Origin of the sequence: Listeria kieliensis (assembly GCF_003369925.1) — a bacterium.
GTDB classification, from domain to species: domain Bacteria; phylum Bacillota; class Bacilli; order Lactobacillales; family Listeriaceae; genus Listeria; species Listeria kieliensis_A.
This window is the reverse complement of record NZ_LARY01000001.1, coordinates 90770-109829: the sequence shown is the minus strand read 5'-3', so window position 1 is coordinate 109829 and position 19060 is coordinate 90770. Positions and strand designations below refer to the sequence as shown.

Sequence of the window (19060 nt, the reverse complement as noted above, 5' to 3'; positions counted from 1 at the left end):
AGAATATTTTTAAATAAATAGGAGGAATTTTAAAAATGACAAGTTCAACTTTACATGATTTTTTAGAACCAAATTTGAAAGCGCTTCGCGAACAAGGTTTATATAACGAAATTGATTCTCTGCAAGGTCCAAATGGCGCAGAAATCGAAATTAATGGTAAACAGCTCATCAATTTATCTTCTAACAACTACTTGGGTTTTTCAAACGATGCTCGTCTTAAGAAAAGCTGTGTAGAAGCGACAGAAGAATTTGGTGTTGGTGCTGGTGCTGTTCGTACGATTAATGGAACGATGACCATTCATGATGAGCTTGAAAAACGCATCGCGGAATTCAAACATACTGAAGCTGCAATCGCATTCCAATCTGGATTCAACTGTAACATGGGGGCAATTTCGGCAGTGATGACGAAAAAAGATGCGATTATCTCGGATGAATTAAATCATGCTTCGATCATTGACGGCTGTCGCCTCTCAGGCGCTAAAGTCATTCGGGCAAGCCATCAAGATATGGATCACTTGCGTGAGCTTGCCAAACAAGCGACAGAAAGTGGCGAATACGAAAAAGTTATGTATATCAGTGACGGCGTCTTCTCAATGGATGGCGATGTGGCGAAAGTTCCAGAAATCGTTGAAATCGCCCAAGAATTTGGACTCATTACTTATATTGATGATGCACATGGCTCTGGTGTTATGGGCGGTGGTGCTGGAACCGTGAAACATTTCGGATTATCGGACAAAATCGACTTCCAAATTGGGACTCTTTCAAAAGCAATTGGGGTTGTCGGTGGATATGTCGCGGGCTCTAGAGAACTCATCGACTGGTTAAAAGTTCGCGCTCGTCCGTTTTTATTCTCCACATCGCTAACTCCTGGTTCAGCAGCAGCTTGTATCACTGCGTTTGATTTGATGGAAAAAGAACCTGGAACGATTGATAAACTATGGGAAAATGGCACTTATTTGAAAGCTGGCTTAAAAGAGCTAGGATTTGATATTGGTCACTCAGAAACACCGATCACGCCATGTATCATTGGTGATGAAAACTTAACGCAAAAATTCTCGCGTCGCTTACTCGAAGAAGGCGTTTATGCAAAATCAATCGTCTTCCCTACAGTACCAAAAGGAACAGGTCGTGCACGTAACATGCCGACAGCCGCGCATACGAAAGAAATGCTCGATCAAGTTCTCGCGATTTATGAAAAAGTTGGAAAAGAACTTGGTGTAATTAGCTGATTAAAACACAAAATAAAGCTAGTCAAAAAAAGTAAGTTAAAACTTGGAGGGAATTTGAATGAAGAAAATTTTAATTACCGGATGCCTTGGACAAATTGGTTCAGAATTAACTACTCGCTTGCGTGAAGATTATGGAACAGACAATGTGATTGCGACAGATATTCGTAAGATTGACAGCCCTGTGTGCGATGAAGGAATCTTTGAAATTTTAGATGTAACTGATAAACAAAAAATGCAAGATTTAGCTGAAAAATATGAAGTAGACACTTTAATCCATTTAGCAGCTCTTCTTTCAGCGGTTGCTGAAGCCAAGCCTCAACTTGCTTGGGATCTTAACATGGGCGGCCTTATGAATGCACTTGAAGTGGCTCGCGAACTCAATTTGAAATTCTTTACGCCGAGCTCAATTGGTTGCTTCGGACCAGGAACACCGAGTGAAAATACGCCGCAAGATACTTTGCAACGCCCAACAACCATGTACGGGGTGACAAAAGTAGCCGGAGAACTCCTTTGTGATTATTATCATGCAAAATTCGGCGTGGATACACGTGGTGTACGCTTCCCAGGACTTATTTCTTACAAAACACTTCCTGGCGGCGGAACAACCGATTATGCCGTAGATATTTATTATGAAGCACTTAAAAAAGGCCATTATGATTCCTTTATCGAAAAAGGCACTTTCATGGACATGATGTACATGCCAGATGCGATTGATGCGATTGTTCAGTTGCTTGAAGCTGATCCAAGTCGCCTTGTTCACCGCAATGCCTTTAACATCACAGCGATGAGTGTGGATCCTGAGCAAGTTGCGGCATCGATTCAAAAGGTTATGCCTGACTTTACACTTGGCTATGACGTGGATCCAGTTCGTCAAAAAATCGCGGATTCTTGGCCAGATTCACTTGATGCAACTTGCGCAAAAAACGAATGGGGATTTGCTCCTAAATACGATCTTGATCGCATGACACAGGATATGCTTGAAAAATTATCCAAAAAAATGCAGAATACTAGTATGGCAAATTAAATACGTTTTGCTTACAGCATAAAAAATGAGCTGGGGAAGCAAAATCAATTTGCTTTCCTAGCCAGTTAGGGGAATTTATGGAACAACAAAAACTAAAAAAAGAGATTGGCTTTTTCACGGCACTGACTGTTGTTGTCGGAACTGTAATTGGGTCAGGAGTATTTTTCAAACCAGAAGCCGTATTTTCTGCAACTGGAACGGCAGGTCTCGGACTTCTTGCTTGGATACTCGGTGGTGTCATTACAATTTGTGGTGGTTTGACGGCAGCAGAATTATCGGCAGCAATTCCTGAGACTGGCGGAATGGTCGTTTATCTTCGCAAAACTTATGGGAAGCTTGCCTCATACATGTTAGGTTGGGCGCAGACGGTCATTTATTTTCCGGCAAACATCGCTGCCCTCTCAATTATCTTTGCAACTCAGGTAGCCAATTTATTTGGCACAAGCGACAACATTATCATTCCCGTTGCGATAGCAGCAGCCGCATTTATTATGCTCATGAATTTTCTCGGAGCCAAAATTGCGGGTTCTTTCCAGGCGATTACAACGATTTGTAAGCTCGTTCCTTTAGCACTTATTATTATTTTTGGGTTATTCCATCAGGGCGATGTAGCATTTCGTTTGTTTCCAATGAGCGTTGAGGATCATCCGTTTCTCACGAGTCTCGGTTCGGGGCTTGTAGCTACGATGTTCGCGTATGATGGCTGGATTCACGTTGGAAATATTGCGGGCGAAATGAAAAACCCGAAAAAAGACTTACCAAAAGCGATCGTAATCGGACTAACAAGCGTCATGGTCGTTTACTTACTGATCAACATTGCGTATCTAATGGTCATGCCAGCAGCAGCTCTTGCCGCAACGGCAACACCTGCAGCAGATGCAGCTAGCTTGATCTTCGGTTCTATCGGCGGCAAACTGATTACAGTAGGTATCCTTATTTCCGTGTTTGGAACGATCAATGGATATACGATGACAGGAATTCGGATTCCATATGCGATGGCGTTACAAAACCAACTGCCATTCAGCGGCTGGTTCCGTAAACTTGGAAAAACAGCGGTTCCTTATAACAGTGGAATTGTGATTTTGCTCATTTCGATCATCATGATTTTCTCTGGTCAATTTAACCAATTGACTGATATGTTAATTTTTGTTATTTGGATTTTCTATACGATGATTTTCTTCGCCGTCTTTATTTTGAGAAAACGCGAACCAGATCTTGCACGACCGTACAAAGTTCCTTTCTATCCGGTCATTCCGATCATCGCGATTCTCGGTGGAGCTTTCATCGTTTTAAACACACTGTTTACACAACCTGCCAATGCCGGGATTGGGCTCCTGCTCACTGCGATTGGGCTTCCAATTTATTTTTATAAGAGACACAAAGGACATCTGAATGATTAAGAATAAATATCCTAAAAAAGCAGGAACTGCGTTGGCAGTTCCTGTTTTTATAAAGATGGCAACGTATAAAATGGCAAAAAATTGCAACACTTATAGCATTTTGGTAAATTTGATATAGATGAACTAAGTTTTCAATCTAATAAAGCGGTAAGTCCTGTGTTTCCAAGTTTTAATACAACAAACAAAAAACAGATATAGGAGATGAACAAATTGGAACTCGAACAATTTTCAACAGCTTTAAAAACGATTAGTGAACGTGTTACTCAGTTAAAAGACAGCATTACAACGGAAGAAGCCACAAAAACTTCTCTTATCATGCCTTTCTTTCAAGTTCTTGGTTATGATGTTTTTAATCCGTTAGAATTCTCTCCCGAATTTATCGCTGATGTTGGCATAAAAAAAGGAGAAAAAGTAGATTACGCGATTTTGGAAGATAGGAAACCGCTAATTTTAATTGAAGCAAAATCTGTTGCTGAAAAATTACATAAACACGATTCGCAATTATTCCGTTATTTTGGAACAACTACGGCGAAAATAGGCATTTTAACGAACGGCAATGAATACCGCTTTTACACTGATTTAGATGAGCCTAATAAGATGGATAGATCTCCCTTCTTTTCATTTTTCATCACTGAATTAAAAGACGGTCAAGCCACTGAAATTTTTAAATTCCATAAAGAAAATTTCGATTTGGTTAACATTTCAAAGGCGGCTTCTGATTTAAAATATTTGGGTTATATAAAAGAATTTTTAACCACACAGCTTAATGATCCTAGTGAGGAATTTGTTAAATTTATCATCGCTAAAATCTATGATGGTGTGAAGCGTAAAGAAGTCATTGATAAATTTACGCCGGTTGTTAAACGTGGTTTTAGACAATTTATCGCAGAACAAGTTAATAGTAAGCTAACGGCCGCACTTAATTCATCAGTCAGTTCAACTACTAATGAAGAGGAAGAAGAGAAACAAGCGGCGGAGAACGAATCAAAAATTATCACCACAGAAGAAGAAATCGAAGCCTTCGCAACGACTAAACTTATTTTAAAAGATACAATTGATTTAAATCGAATTTTTTATCGTGATAATCGGTCTTATTTTAATATTATTGTGGATGATAACATTCGTAAATGGATTCTTCGACTTTACATCAATCACTCACGAAAATATATCATCTTAAATGATGACGCAAAAACGGAAATTGAAATTTTTACTGTAACTGATATTTTTAATTACAAAGAGCAAATTGTTCCAATCACTGAAAAGTTTTTATAGTCTCACCTAGAATAACTATATTAGAGTGATATTTATGCTAACAAATGAGGAAATCCGAAACTTAATTTCTAGTTTAAAACGCATGAACGATTCATTTCTTAAAAAACTTTGGTTACCTGATAACGGGAATAAATCTTCACTAAAATTAAGGAGCAATTTAACGACTTTTACGGTGGATTTAAATCGCGCAGGCCGGAAAGCTCCAAAATGTACTTTTCAATTAAGGGAAGACTTGCACCGCGATATAAAACTGATTCGGCTTGATTTATGTGGTCCTGCTCACGAAAATCCAAATGGGGATTTTGAGTATGCTAATCAAGTAATCCCTTGCCCGCATATTCATATAGCTGATGAAAATTATGGCGATAGCATTGCATACCCTTTAAATGAAAACTATGCTAAAATGTATTTGACATCCGAAGAGCTGGAAGACATTGCGATTGTTTTCCGCAGGTTTTTAGAGCGTATCAATGTTGCTCAGTTGGATGAATTTGAAATCTATGTCAATACGACTATCCTGTAATGAATGAAAGGAGGCAGATGCTTTATGATTGATTTAAAGAAAAAACTAAAAAAAGAATACTTAGACTGGTCTATGAAAAAAATTAATTTTGAAACAGATCAAGATTTTATCAAGATCGAAACACCTTTTGTAGATCCTAGCAATGATTATATCAATCTATTTCTTGAACAAAAATCTGCTCATTACATTCTTTCAGATGATGGCTATGCTGTTGACGAACTGGACTCAATGGGAGTAGATATCTTCAAGCAAGGAAAGCGCCGAGATTTTTTTAACAAAACTTTAAGAACATTTGGAGTCAGTTTTGATTCTAAAACTTACGAGTTATTTGTTAAATTTGATAATATCTCAAGTTATCCAGCGAAACAGCATATGTTGATTCAATGTATTATTCGGATTAATGATATGCTCCTCACAACGAGGAATAGGATAACCAATTTCTTTTCTGAGGATCTACAAGAATTTTTACTTGACAATGAATTAAGCATTACACCTAATGCCCAATTTATTGGAAAAACGGGGAATACCCTTTCTTTTGATTTTTCAATTGGGATGACCAAAAATTCCAATCAAAAGCTAATCAAAGCTGTAGCCAATCCGAGATCAGAAGCTTATATGGAACCGTTATTTTCGTTTATTGATCTAGATGATAGCTCAAGAAAAATCGACAAAATTATCATCGCAGATGACGAAGCAAACAAAGTAAGTAAAATTTTTGCTAATTCTATCACAAATTTTTCAAGCAATGAAGCTTCTCCTGCTAACGTAAAATTGTACCTGTGGAGCAAACGTAATACTTGGATAAAAGAACTCAAAAGTTCTTAAGTATATGCAACTAAAAAACAGAAATCCGGAAGTATTTTACTTCCGGATTTCTGTTTTTTACCAACTATCAACTTTTGTTTCGCTTCCGGCTTCTGATGACGAAAAACATGAGGATTCCGACCATAGCAACAAGCCCACCTGCAACAATCAAGCTGCTTTTTAAAATGGAATGTTGCTCTTTTGGAAGTAAAAGGGCCTCTTTGTTAAAATCTTCATCTTTCTCGTGAATCACAAAACCCTTCCGAAAATCCCACTTGTGCCCTGCCCCGTCGCGCGCCTTCAGTCTTAGTAAGTATTTCCCAGGTGTAAGTTTTTCATTATCCCACGGAATCGTAAAATTATAATTGGAATTTGGTGCCATCACTTGATTATCACGACTCACACGATGAAGTACACGTTCTTCTCCGCGCTTTAAAACCTCCGCCTCTACATGCAAATCCGAAAGAATCGTCGGCGCAGTGTTTTGAATGTTCGCCGAAACCATCGTCTGATAATTCTCGAGTCCCGGCTTCACTTCATTTAATCGCAAATCTGGTGCCATCGGCTCATCCGATTCCGTTAATTTCACCCCGATCACGTAGGAAAAATCATTTTTCACTTGAACTTTTTTCGCTTCCGACGTATCTGGATTCGCCTCTTTTTCGTGCACATAAAACCCGCCCAAAACCATTCCAGAAAACGGCCGCGCTGGCATTTGAAGCGTGAAATCCACCTTTTTCTCCTCGCCTCGCGCTAGCTTCACTTCTTTTTTGCTAGAAATCAATTGTTCAAAGTTTACCTCGAGTGAATTGTCCGGCTTGTCATTTGATGCCCCGTAATCGATCACGCCATTCCGATTCGTCGTCGCCCGGTTCGGCTCGACCAAAATCGTTGTCGCTTCCCCTGCCTTATTTTTAAGCGTTAGCGAAATTGTTTGCTTTTCTCCCGGCTTCATCCGCAAATCAAAGTATGTTTTCGTTTTATCCAGTTGATTAGCAGGGATATTCGCTTGGACACTATAATTCATATGGCTTGCCTCTGCATGTACCATCAGCCCTAAAAAAGTCCCGATCCCAATGAACACACCACTTAAAACCCGATTTATACCCATCCTCATTTCCTTTCTACTTCAAATGGCAATTAATCTAAAAGAGACTAATTGCCATTTGAATTTGTTTGACTTATTTTGTTGGCGCGTCAACCAAGCTCCAGTTTAAAGTCGCGCTATATTCACCAGAATAATTGCCAGCAGGCACTAAAAGTTTAATGTCTTTGCCATCTAATACATCTGCCCAAGAACCCATCCCAGAATCCTTGTCCGCTTGCATCAAAGTAGCCATACCTTTTCCGTCCGCTTCCAGTTTCACCGCAAATTCTTCTGGCTTTTTCGAAACATTCCCAGCAGTCGTTTGCAAATGCCCATCTGGAATCACAAGCTCCGCACCTTTTAATACCTTATCCGTGTCTTTCGCATCCAAGAACGCAGAAAGCCCTACTTGAAGTGCCCATCCTTGCCCCTCACCACGACGGTCCGAAACCTGGATATTTGGATTTTTAGCCGTGATCGAAAAAGTTTCCGCGTCTTCCGTCAATTCGTGCTCACCAAATTCAAACGGCGTCACCTTATCAATTGTGAGTAAGCCCACATTCCCTGTTTCCCCCGTGTGATCATTTGGGTCTTCATTCGGAACAACTGGATCTACTGGCTTATTGGCATTACCTGGTTGAAGTTTGATCTGTACTTGTGATGTTGCTGCATCTCCAGCCGCTATACTCGTTTGTGCACCAAGTGAAAGCACCGCTACTCCGCCAAGAATGGCCACTACTAATTTTTCTTTTTTCATATTAATTTCCTCTTTTCCTTTTATTTTCACAGCAAGTTATGCCGGGGTGTCTTCAAGTACCCACTCAACCGTTCCGCTGTATTCTCCACTATAATTTGCTGGACTAAGTTCAATACCAAGCCCTGCTTTTTCACCCCACTCCAGACTTTGGAGCGGACTATCCGCCGTTTTCCCCGAGCGAATTTGAATCAAATTATCCTGTTCCAACTGATGGGCTACACCCGTTTCATCTAAATAATAAAACTGATCAATCTGATGACCTTCCTTCGAAGCTAGCGGTTCCTTCAAGCGTGCTTTTAAATTCCAGCCGCTACCTTCCCCGCGTGTATCCAAAATCGCCATCTTTTCCGCAAACTTGGCACGAATCATCGTCGGTTTATCCATCGGAATTTCACTCAGTTCAAATTTAAAGTTCGGCAGTTCCGCAAATTTCAAAGTTCCACGCACAACAAGGACAAGCTTATCGACATTCGACTTTGCCCCTTCCTTATCCACCGCATAAACCATCATTTGATGAACACCCAGCTTCAAATTTTCCGAATTCAGATCAATACTAAAATTATGATTGACATTCTTCGGATTATTTTCCTGCCGTTCCAGTTTTTGCAGCTCACCGTCATCAATTTTATAGTACAAATTGATCCAATCACTGTCCGGATCCGTCCATCCGCCAAAAATTTGCGGCTTTTGAACACCTAAGTTTTCAATATCCACAATCCCGCCAGAATTCCGCAATTTCACAACAGGCGCCACGTTACTTTTAATCGTATACGTAACTGGGCTAGAATGGGTGATGAGGTTTTCGCCAACTGATGTTGCTTCCTCCGTCACCGTGTGGTCTTCCGGAACTTGATGAGAGCGGACTTCAAAACGAATTTTCTTCTTTGTTCCGTCTTGCTTCAAATCGCCGAGTGGAACTTGCAACTGATTGTCTTCAAAGTAACTTTCATCAAGACTTGTCTCTTCTCCGTCCTCGCCAACTAACCGAAGTGAGCCCGCCACATGACTGACAAACTCATTCAACCTCTTCTTTAAAATAATATTTTTCCAGTCATCTTGCCCTGTAAAATAAGACGTATCAATTTCATAAGTGAGCATTTCATCTGCATAAACGTCACCTTCATCCACTGGTTTTTTCGACCGTGTATCAAAAACACGTTCCGTCGTTTCGCCTTCAATTCGCCCCGGCAGTTCCTCGAAAATCGCTCTACTTTCCGAAAACTGTGTCCCCGTCGCGCCAGTAAAGCCCCAATAAACTTGCCGCGTTCCAAACGTTTTTAATACATCAATGGGCACATGAACATCGCGCAAGTTATCAAATTTATACGTCAACTGCGACAAATTAGCATCCCAGTTTACCGTAAACAAATGCCACTTTCCATCCGATAAATAATCCCCATTTGGAAAAACGGGATCTCCGTGAATAAGTGAACGACTGGAACCAAGTAGTGACCACTCATCCTTGTAGGTCTCCTCTTGATCCGGATACCCCCAAGCGATGTGATTACGATCCTTCACAAGCATGCTATCAAACTTGCTATCATAACGCGTATCAAATTCCACTGCAAAAGAATGCTTGATCGCAAGCCCGAACTTCTTATAGCTAAGCGAATCCCAGACTCCAAGCCGCGCGCTATCACCCGTTCGGAAAGCATCATTTTTATTCGGATCCGCTTGCATCACAAAAGCAGCACCATCCGCAGCTCGCTTCCCTTTGTTTCCAAAATTCAGGTACATTGACATCTTAAAATTCTTCGTGAGATCCATCTTGTAGCCATCCAAATTCCAGATAGCTCCTACTTGATTTTTCTTGTTCGCCGTAATTTCAGCAATATCTTGGTTTTCCGCTTCAGTCACCGAACTATTTGCCCCTTGCGGCACCTTCAAAACATCTTTCAGTTTGATTCCCTCTGGTGGTGTACTTTCTCCACTTGCGTAAGACACAACAGGCATTCCCATACAGATTACGAAAGCAAATAAAAAAAGCATCCAAGCTCGTTTCACTCTTGCACCTCCTTAGTCATTCCTGAATTCGGTACGGCTCTTTTTGCCGCGAACTCTATTCTTGCATGTTTGTGTAATTTTTAGGTGTGGTCAATGTGTAGTTAATGTAAATTTTTATATCTTTCAAGTGAGTATATGCATTTAAATGCCTAATATTTCTTCTACATGCCTGCTTAGATTCACATAAGACAACACGTAGATTTGCTCCATTTTCAAAACGATATTTTGATTAACTAAATACAGTAAAAACTTTTCTTTTTCTTTATTTGTAAGCGAAGTTTCACAAAATAATTTAAGAAACGCTTGCTCATCTATTGTTTCAATCGATTTTTTTGTCTGTTGCATCCTAATGACCAACTGCCACAAACCTTTCTGGGCTACTCTTTCTTGTTTCTTCGCTAAACTGATCCATCTATTGTAGCGTTCCGTATCTCGACAGGAAACCCTTGCTAAGATATTAGCCGAACAACTTTTGTCTACAAATTCAAGTGGAATTGCCCAAAGCACCGCATTTGTCACTGCCTTATAAACCTTTTTTTCCTCAGAATGAAAACCAAAATAATCGCCTTCACCAATAAATGCATGATGTTTTTTTACCTCTATCTCCCAGAAAAGAGTTCCCTCATCAATCAAGTAAAGCATTTCTTTATACGGAATAAATTTTTGGTTTTTCGCTAAATAAATTAGTTCAGCATAATTCAAAAAATCTTGATGATTCATAAAACAAGGAAAAAATTTCTTCTTAAATTTATTCATTCTCTTACTTACCTGCCTTGCTCTACTTATCCCAAAGTTAATCCTTTTCCTTCATCTGTCTCTTAATTATTACGATTTATTGTGTCATATTCCTGTGATTTTCAAATAAAGCTAATATGTGATTTTTGTAAAAAAATATATTTTTTACTAGCGTTTCTTTTGAGTACTAGAAAATATCACATTTAGGTCTATCTTAACTAAAAGCACTCTGTTATAATCTTTATGCGTGGAAGAGCGTTTACAAACAAAAAAGCGCACAAGGGGACTTTCCAATTGTTGTAAATAAACCTTTTGGAGGAGATAATTTTGAAATACCGAATCTTAGTAGTAGAAGATCAAGCTGACATCTGCACAGCCATTCAAGCTTCGATGACTCGCGCGGGCTACGACATCGTTGCAGTAGAAAATGGTGAAGAAGCTTGGGAGTTATTCCAAAACGAAGAGTTTCACGTCGTCCTAACCGACATGATGCTCCCCGGAATATCTGGTGAAGAGCTGATCAAGCGAATCCGCGAAAACAGTGATATTCCAATTATTGTCATCAGCGCTTTAACCGATGAACTATTCCAAATCAATGTCTACGAATACAAAATTGATGACTACATCAGCAAACCTTTTTCCATGAATTTACTCGCTTATAAAATTGAAGCCGTCATCAGGCGTACTTATACAGAAACCCTAACAGAAATTGACCACAGAGATGTTCGCTTGATCGTTAACAACTACGAAGTTTTTTATCTAGGAAAGCTTGTTGATTTAACAGCTAAAGAATTCGAATTACTTCAGACTCTCCTACTTGGAAAAGGGAAAATTTATACACGCGAAGAATTGCTAGATATTGTTTGGGGTTATCAGTATTTAGGAGATACAAGAACAATTGATATGCACATCAAAAATATCCGAAAAAAACTTTTCCCAGAACTAATTACAACGATTAAAGGGGTGGGATATCGTATTGAACGGAACTAACCGTCGCACAACATTCAATTTATTTTATCGAAATTGGTTCACAAACTTCATTAGTATTGGCCTGACTTTGTTTCTTTTCTTTCTCATTACAGCCCTACTATTAGTCACAAACATTCAAAAACAGCAGCAAGAAGCCTTCAAAAAAGAATCTGAAAAAATTTTTTCTATTTATAAACAGCAAGATATCACAAAAAATATTGACAATATGTCGATTAAACAGGACTATATTATTTTTATTTTTAAAAACGGCAAACTTGATTACACTAATTTAAACATCAAAAAAGACGCAAGCGGCAATCAATTAACTGTTTCTAGTTACAAAAATTATTTTAACTCGCTAAACTCCGATTATTTAAAATACGAAAAAATCGAGTCACCCTATCATATCTTCATTTCCACCATCAACGATCTTTCACCTCACGCCATACTAGCCATATCAAAAGAAGTTATTCTTTACGGATTGCTTTTGGGCATGCTTGTTTCCTTTGTACTTTCAGTCATTTACTCAAGAAACTTAAGAAAACAATTCAACGAATTAAACACATTCATTGACTCCTACAAAACCATTTCGCCCGATCAGCCATCCAAAAAACGGACGTTAATTTCCGAATTTCAAGTCCTCGAAGAAAACATCTCAGAAATGTTCCGTAAACTCGACGAAGCTTCGCGCAATCTAGAATCTCAATACCAAAAAGAACAGAAAAAGCAAGCCGATCGGATTGACTTCATTCGCGGGAGCAATCACGAACTTAAAACGCCGATCATGTCGCTCCGCCTCATCTTGGAAGGCATGCTAAATGATTTCCCCGAATACGCCGATAAGCCCTATCACATGCAAGTGGCGATCAAAAAACTGGATGACATGACTAGCCTTGTTAACGAAATTATGGATGCTTCGCGGCTTGAAATCGAATTTACAGAAGGAAAAACCGACTTAACTGAAACGGTCAAGAACACGCTGGAATGGTTTGAACCAATTAGTTTGGATCAAAATATCACGATGGACTTGAGCAAATTAGACCGCGAAATGACGATCAACATTCCAGATAAGCATCTCAAGAAAGTCTGCTCCAATTTGATCAGCAACGCTTTAAAATACTCACCGAGCGACTCCACCATCGAGATTGGCTACCGGGCCAGCCGCAATATTTTTTATATCAAAAACAAAATGAACAGCCCCGTTCAGCTAGACGTAAAAGAAATTGTCCGACCTTTCCACACCCAAAATTCTAGCGAAAACTTCCCTAGCCACGGTCTTGGCTTGTTCGTCGTCGATAATATCCTCGCCAAATATGATTATCGCTATCAAATTGTGCAAAATCCTGACGAGTTTATCTTTATGATTAAACTCACGCAAAACAACTCGTTCTGAAAAACTTAGTTCGGGTTGTTTTAAATTTGTAAGACTTACACACTAAAAAAAGCAAATAACGCCAATTTTTGATTTTCATTTACTAAAAATCCATGTTTTCCGTGAATTCAGTTATGGTATACTTTTTAGATGAAAGCACATTGTAAACTGAAAGGCGGCGAAAAAATGAGTGAAATTAAGTCGAGTTTGACTGCGGCAGAACAACTTACGGGGAAGTTGCAGGAAGCTTGTGATGAAATCCAACATACGAGCCAGCTTTTTGCGATCGGAGAGTTTTCGACTGTGGTTCCCGCTCAGGAAATGAAAAAAGCATTTAGCAACAGTTTGCTTTACACAGAACAATACGCCAATCATTTGCAGGAAAGCATTGAAAAAATTCGCGCAACGGCCACAAGCTTTTCTGAGCAAGATCAAGCGCTCGCTTCTGAAACACCACGAATGAAATAAGGGGGATTTTTTTGAATTCGCGGTCGGAGAATACCTACGAAAATTTACAAAGAATTCGCTACCAGTTACAAACAGCCGAAGAAGACTATGAAAAGCACAAGAAAGAGATGGAAAACTTAAAAGAAGCGCAAGAAAATCATGTTCAGTTGCTAAACCGCAGCAAACAATTACTTGATGAACTGAACGCGTGTTGGCAAGGGGATAGCGCTCAGCAATTCTTGATTGAATCTCAGGATGCTATTTTTCAAGAAGAGAAAAAAATGAATGAAAGTTTCTACGACCGTTACGACGAGATGCAAAGAGAAAAAAAAGAAGCAGAACGTCGTGTTCTGGAACTAGAAAACAACTACAGAGAAACAGCAAGGGAGGACAAAAAATAATGGGATTAAAAATTGACATGACCGAGATTAACACGCAAATCAAAAGCATCGATGTCATTTTAAAACAAAAAAATGCCGCTAATCATCGACTAGAAGCTTCCATAATAGACTTGGGGCAAGCAGATGAATTAAGCGGTCAAGCTTACGAACGAATGAAAACACATTTTCTGGACTATCACTTGCCCATCGTTAGAGGGATTATCGCCGCAAACGAAGCGATTCTCGAAGCAAATCAAATTTTCAAGCAACAATTTGTGCTACAAGTAGACACCTCGGAAGGGGCTCGAATAGATGAAGATCACTTGCAAGCTTTAGCTGTACAAATGAATTCCCTATCGAATTATTTAAATGAAGCCCAGTCAAACAATCAAGCTTACACAGCTAGTTCTCAAAATCCGCTTCTACATACTCAAAAAATCATTGAACAAATCCAAAAGCTCCATGATTTTAATTTTAGTTGCGCTCAAATTTACAGCTTTGCTAACCAATTACTAGAACAAGTGGCAGCTGGTATTGCTTATTTAAATAACGGGACTTATAACGTAAAAACGCAAACTTTCACACCTGCACCTAGCGCCTCGACAAGTTGGCTAAATAAATTGAGTCAACTTAATACGGTTTCGAAAGCAGAAATCGAGACGATTGCGAAAAGAATCCCGAATTTAACTAAACAAGATCTGCGACAATTAAACAACTATCTCGGACAAAATCCTAGTAGCCAACTGCCTGAGTCGATACTGGCTCATTTACGAGAAAATCAAGTAGCGGTTGCCGCTGACCCTAAAAATGAATTACTACTAGTAGCGCTGAACCGCTCCGGAAAATTTATAAACGCTAGAACGGCAGAAGCTGAATCCATTCATTTTCAAAGAAACTTGGGAAAAATCACGAAGCACAGTAAAGCTTCCATAATCGCAGCCAAAATGAGCAAAACTTATTTATCCGAGGGAACAAATATTGGTCAAGGAATCGCGTATGATGTTGGTCTTGCAGGTAGCGGAGCAGTCATTGCCGGCTTGTTCACCAAACATTCTCCCTTATCTTTTCACGTTGGGATCTCAATAGTTGCAGACATTGGTCAGCAAAATAGTTTTGGCGAATGGAAGCATGATGAAGTTGGTCAAGGTGTCCCTGGGCATTGGGAGAAATTCCGCTTTTCCAAGCCATTTGAACCAGCCAGATAGTAATTAACTATTTCACGATAATGAAGAAAAATAAAGCAGCTCACTCAAACGAGTAAACATGTATAAGAAAATCCAATTTTAAAAAGGAGAAACGCTATGTTAGAACTCGGAACAATCATTTACTTAAAAGAAGGCAATAAAAAAATCATGATTATCGGTCGTGGTCAAACAATCGAAAAAGATGGCGAAGAAGCCTTTTTTGACTATGCTGGTTGCCTTTATCCTGAAGGCATAAATCCGAAAGAATCGCTCTTTTTCAACGAAGAAAACATTGATCGAGTGATTGCACTTGGCTATTCCGATGAAGAAGAGTTGCGATACAAAGAATTAGTATCCGAATGGAAAAAAACAAACAGCTTCACGCAATACCGAATTCAATAAAAAACAAAGCCGGGTTTCTAACGAAAGCGTTAGAAATCCGGCTTTTAAAATCCACGGACAAATAGAAATCAATTGACAGAAAAAACATATAGAACAAGCGACATCACAAACTTTTTTTCAAAAAATATTTAACCAAGTATTTACGGACATTTCCGCGCGGTATTCCTGAGCTTCAGGTTGAATCCGATCAAAGAGTTTCGTCAGCGCTTCTGGTGATTGCAGCTTATGCGTCACTAAGTACCGGGAAATCGCATTACTAAGTTTCACACAAACGAGTTTATGTTCCGCCCCCTCTTCCAGCATTTTCGCATACTTTAAAAGCAGCCCAGCCAATTCAGTATTACTTTGAATTTTTTTATCTGAATAGGCCTCACTAATATAATGAAAAATCTTGGTTTCCTTTTCATTCATAATAATCACCTTCAGTAGTTACTGATATTCCTAGGTTACACTCTCGTCGAGAAAACAAACAAATGCAATCAGTAGCTACCTTTAAATTAATTTTTTTCATGATGTATCCGCCACCTTTTCTTTTAAACTATCTTAGTTGTATTGGGAGTAACACTATTATACGCACTTCTTATTTCGACTGGGTTCGTAAACCTACCTACAGAGCTTCCATACCCATCAACAATCTGTCCGACTTTTAAATTCATATCAACAGTAATTATAATTCTTAATGCTATCATAGTCACGAAGAGCTAAGTGTTAACAATTCGCAAATTTTTTATTGGCGCGTATACAAAAATATCTCATCTAAAAATGAGCTGATCCCCAAAAGTTAGACCACAAACTAACACTTGGGAGATCATTTCACTTTTGTTAGAACTTTAGCTTAGATTGCTCTCATACAGGCTTTAAATTAATTATTTTTCTGATACTTTATACGCAAAATAAGCATTCTCTTGTTCCTTTGTAGCAGAATTATCACCATATGCACTGTCAGCATCAACCGATTTATTCGCTGATTGATAAGTAAACGAATATGTTAATTCACAATTACTAGCAAAATTTAATTTGTTTTTATTCTCACTTGTTAGTTTTTTCCCATTTAAAAATTCATGCTTAGTTCTCACCATATTTTTCCATGTTTGATAATCTTTTTTAGTCGTAATCTCCTTAGTAAACCATTCATTTCCGAATACTTCAGCGTTATATTTGGGGTTTTCTATAACAATAATCTCATTTTTAGGTATTCCTATTTTATGAATAGCTTGATCTATCTGATGATTAGCTTGCTTTGTCTTAAAATAAATATATCCCTTATATCCTACCACTCCACCGATAATTAAAATAAGAACTACTAAAAAGACAACTTTCCATCGTTTCACGATAACCACACTCCATTAAATTAATAAGTACCTATTTTTCGCGGTCTATATTTGCTAGTAAATACATTGGGTAAAGCACCCGGACTTACAAAAGATAGCCCTGCCATCGAAGGCTGAATAACCGAAGCACTCCCGCTTCCATAGTAATATGCTTGAAAAACCAGTTTAGAACAATAATTTGGATTCTTTGTGGTTGTCGCAGAACTTAAGCGGTAGTTGATATGCCTATTTTTTTTATAACCATGTGAACTATTCCAAAATGTTGCATCTGCATAGTTGGCACATTTATTCGCTATACTTTTATTTTGCATTCGCCAAACTTGTATCCAGTTACTAATATGTCGACTTGAGTTTCTTCCCTGTTCCTTCCCACCAAAAATCCAGTTATTTTTATTAAATTGATTATTATTATTTGAAATTCCACTAACCGACCAATTCCAAATATTCCCTCCGCCAGTCATTTCAAGAATATAATTATCACTCGTTGCAATTGCAGCATGCCCAAATCCACCACTTGAAATAATCAAAATATCACCTTTTCGAATGGTATTTTTCAGCCTATTTCCATTTGATGTTTGACTGCCTCGAAGTAAATCACTTGTTTTCTTCTCTGAAGGAGAATGTCCTTCTCCATCTGGAAACGCACCATAATTCATGACTTCGCCAAACCATTGATCATATGTAAGTCCTTTACCAACACTATCTTTCCATGTTTCATAATCTTTTTTAGAAAGGTTATAATTTTCTTTAAATGCAGCATAAGTATATTTTTTCCCGTCCACTTTTCCTTCACTAATTGATTTTTCATATAGCGTATGAATATCTTGCTGGGATGTATCTACATCGGCAGCTGCAGAACTATATTCTGTTACTCCTAGAAAAAGACTTAATACCATTACTAAAAAAACAACTATTCTTTTTTCATACTAAACAACTCCTGCAGTATCTTTTTTTTATAACGATTTAGATAGCATAAAATGTTTTTGTAAAGTGAAAAAAGTCGTGAAAAGTTTATTTGGGATCATGAATAACTAAAAATCTATAGTTTTTACTGTTTTTTAGATTTAATAAAGAATATTCCTTCTTTTAAAACAATTATTTAGACATAAAAATACTCCACCCAAAAAAGCGGAGATTAAAAGATTAGTTCTTATTTTAAATCATTCAGAATAACATAGCTCTAAAACCTCGGAAAGTTTTTCCAACATTTCGTAATCGCACCACTCGTCCCTAGCAGAACTTCAATTCTGATGATCCCTTTTTAATTAAATCACAAATTCCTTATATTCCTATAATAAATCTTGAATGTAGAAAAAACAAGTCTACTATTCTATTCATATCCGACGAGTTAAGACCTTTTTATGAAAGAAAACAGTATTGAAAGCGTACAACAACCTTCTCAACTTATTAAAATTTTAGAGAGCACATTCAACTTGAGTTATCGAAGTTTTGTGCTTCCAAAAAAATAAAATATGAAATTATTAGCTCTGTTGCTAAGTCTGTTCAAATTGTAAAATCGAAAAAGAACCGTTGAAATTATTCGCAACAGTTCTTTTTCTATCTCATAAAACACGCTACTTATGAACTTATTGTTGCAAGCAAGGTACGATTAACCATCAACTATAAGATTTTTATTTTTTGTTATTATCTGCCGCTTCTGTCGCAATATAAAATTTACTATCCAGCTTGTAATAAATTTTTCTAGGAAACTCCTCGTCTCCTCCTTTAACTGCGTACAAGATTGTACCCTTATCTAGAGAATTTGATGTCCAATCTTCTTCTGGTATCTGATGGCGCTTAATTTTCTTTTTTACACTCCCGATTTTCTCCAATGCGTTTTCTTTTTGACCGGGCTCTTCAGTCACCACATAAACAGTCTGATTTACTTTGACCATCCCAACCACATTATCTCTATTATCCACCCATCTTAGTAATAAAAAAATACCAACAACAATCAAAATGCCTAAGATGAAAACCCACCAAGATTTTTTCGTCATTCTAATAAATCTCCCCCATCATTTATTGCGGCTTGCTACGTAGACAGTTGTATATGAATAAGTTACAAGCAGAGCTGAATACTTCTTCTTTTGTATCTGTTACACTGGACAATAAAGGCTGATCATTGTTAAATCCTGCCCCT

Annotated in this window: 20 protein-coding genes; 12 read left to right on the top strand and 8 right to left on the bottom strand. The window is 38.2% G+C overall.

What is annotated here, in order from left to right:
* Window positions 1-35: 35 nt before the first annotated feature.
* From UR08_RS00635 to UR08_RS00610, 6 genes are all read left to right on the top strand, one after another.
* Entirely contained in the window at window positions 36-1229 is a 1194-nt protein-coding gene (locus UR08_RS00635; protein ID WP_115751747.1) for a glycine C-acetyltransferase, read from the top strand.
* Window positions 1230-1287: 58 nt separating this feature from the next.
* Window positions 1288-2253, top strand: coding sequence for an L-threonine 3-dehydrogenase (locus UR08_RS00630; RefSeq protein ID WP_115751746.1), 966 nt, complete (start codon window positions 1288-1290; stop codon window positions 2251-2253).
* 77 nt (window positions 2254-2330) lie between these two features.
* Complete coding sequence (locus UR08_RS00625) at window positions 2331-3653, top strand: APC family permease (protein WP_115751745.1); 1323 nt, start codon at window positions 2331-2333, stop codon at window positions 3651-3653.
* A gap of 201 nt (window positions 3654-3854) precedes the next feature.
* Window positions 3855-4925, top strand: a complete 1071-nt coding sequence (locus tag UR08_RS00620; protein ID WP_115751744.1) for a type I restriction endonuclease — start codon at window positions 3855-3857, stop codon at window positions 4923-4925.
* Window positions 4926-4959: 34 nt separating this feature from the next.
* Window positions 4960-5448, top strand: coding sequence for a DUF6978 family protein (locus tag UR08_RS00615; RefSeq protein WP_115751743.1), 489 nt, complete (start codon window positions 4960-4962; stop codon window positions 5446-5448).
* Between the two features lie 24 nt (window positions 5449-5472).
* Window positions 5473-6273, top strand: a complete 801-nt coding sequence (locus tag UR08_RS00610; RefSeq protein WP_165849924.1) for a DUF1828 domain-containing protein — start codon at window positions 5473-5475, stop codon at window positions 6271-6273.
* 67 nt (window positions 6274-6340) lie between these two features.
* Here the strand turns inward: UR08_RS00610 and UR08_RS00605 are convergent, their stop codons facing one another.
* The 4 genes from UR08_RS00605 to UR08_RS00590 all read right to left on the bottom strand — a co-directional run bounded on the left by UR08_RS00605 (window position 6341) and on the right by UR08_RS00590 (window position 10856).
* Window positions 6341-7363 (bottom strand): WxLIP family cell surface protein, encoded by a 1023-nt coding sequence (locus tag UR08_RS00605; RefSeq protein WP_165849923.1) that lies wholly within the window; start codon window positions 7361-7363, stop codon window positions 6341-6343.
* Window positions 7364-7433: 70 nt separating this feature from the next.
* Window positions 7434-8096, bottom strand: a complete 663-nt coding sequence (locus UR08_RS00600) for a WxL domain-containing protein (RefSeq protein ID WP_115751740.1) — start codon at window positions 8094-8096, stop codon at window positions 7434-7436.
* Between the two features lie 36 nt (window positions 8097-8132).
* Window positions 8133-10100, bottom strand: coding sequence for a lectin-like domain-containing protein (locus UR08_RS00595; RefSeq protein WP_115751739.1), 1968 nt, complete (start codon window positions 10098-10100; stop codon window positions 8133-8135).
* Window positions 10101-10241: 141 nt separating this feature from the next.
* Window positions 10242-10856, bottom strand: a complete 615-nt coding sequence (locus UR08_RS00590) for a hypothetical protein (RefSeq protein WP_115751738.1) — start codon at window positions 10854-10856, stop codon at window positions 10242-10244.
* 306 nt (window positions 10857-11162) lie between these two features.
* Here UR08_RS00590 and UR08_RS00585 point away from each other — a divergent pair, with 306 nt between their 5' ends.
* From UR08_RS00585 to UR08_RS00560, 6 genes are all read left to right on the top strand, one after another.
* On the top strand, window positions 11163-11825 hold the full coding sequence (locus UR08_RS00585; RefSeq protein ID WP_133296326.1) for a response regulator transcription factor: 663 nt from the start codon (window positions 11163-11165) through the stop codon (window positions 11823-11825).
* The gene (locus tag UR08_RS00580; RefSeq protein ID WP_115751736.1) at window positions 11812-13197 is read left to right on the top strand and encodes a sensor histidine kinase; all 1386 of its coding nucleotides are present in this window, start codon (window positions 11812-11814) and stop codon (window positions 13195-13197) included. The genes UR08_RS00585 and UR08_RS00580 overlap by 14 nt, the downstream gene beginning before the upstream one ends.
* 165 nt (window positions 13198-13362) lie before the next feature.
* Window positions 13363-13644, top strand: coding sequence for a TIGR04197 family type VII secretion effector (locus UR08_RS00575; protein ID WP_165849922.1), 282 nt, complete (start codon window positions 13363-13365; stop codon window positions 13642-13644).
* A gap of 11 nt (window positions 13645-13655) precedes the next feature.
* Window positions 13656-14024, top strand: a complete 369-nt coding sequence (locus UR08_RS00570) for a DUF3958 family protein (RefSeq protein ID WP_115751734.1) — start codon at window positions 13656-13658, stop codon at window positions 14022-14024.
* Window positions 14024-15208: a T7SS effector LXG polymorphic toxin gene (locus UR08_RS00565; RefSeq protein ID WP_115751733.1), complete on the top strand. Its 1185-nt coding sequence runs from the start codon at window positions 14024-14026 to the stop codon at window positions 15206-15208. The genes UR08_RS00570 and UR08_RS00565 overlap by 1 nt, the downstream gene beginning before the upstream one ends.
* A gap of 96 nt (window positions 15209-15304) precedes the next feature.
* Window positions 15305-15589, top strand: coding sequence for a DUF4176 domain-containing protein (locus UR08_RS00560; protein WP_115751732.1), 285 nt, complete (start codon window positions 15305-15307; stop codon window positions 15587-15589).
* Between the two features lie 117 nt (window positions 15590-15706).
* Here UR08_RS00560 and UR08_RS00555 read toward each other — a convergent pair whose 3' ends face one another.
* The 4 genes from UR08_RS00555 to UR08_RS00540 form a co-directional block, all read right to left on the bottom strand.
* Entirely contained in the window at window positions 15707-16000 is a 294-nt protein-coding gene (locus UR08_RS00555; protein ID WP_115751731.1) for a bacteriocin immunity protein, read from the bottom strand.
* 455 nt (window positions 16001-16455) lie between these two features.
* The gene (locus UR08_RS00550; protein WP_115751730.1) at window positions 16456-16920 is read right to left on the bottom strand and encodes a hypothetical protein; all 465 of its coding nucleotides are present in this window, start codon (window positions 16918-16920) and stop codon (window positions 16456-16458) included.
* Window positions 16921-16940: 20 nt separating this feature from the next.
* Entirely contained in the window at window positions 16941-17816 is an 876-nt protein-coding gene (locus tag UR08_RS00545) for a hypothetical protein (RefSeq protein WP_115751729.1), read from the bottom strand.
* A gap of 735 nt (window positions 17817-18551) precedes the next feature.
* Window positions 18552-18917: a hypothetical protein gene (locus tag UR08_RS00540; RefSeq protein ID WP_115751728.1), complete on the bottom strand. Its 366-nt coding sequence runs from the start codon at window positions 18915-18917 to the stop codon at window positions 18552-18554.
* Window positions 18918-19060: the final 143 nt, after the last annotated feature.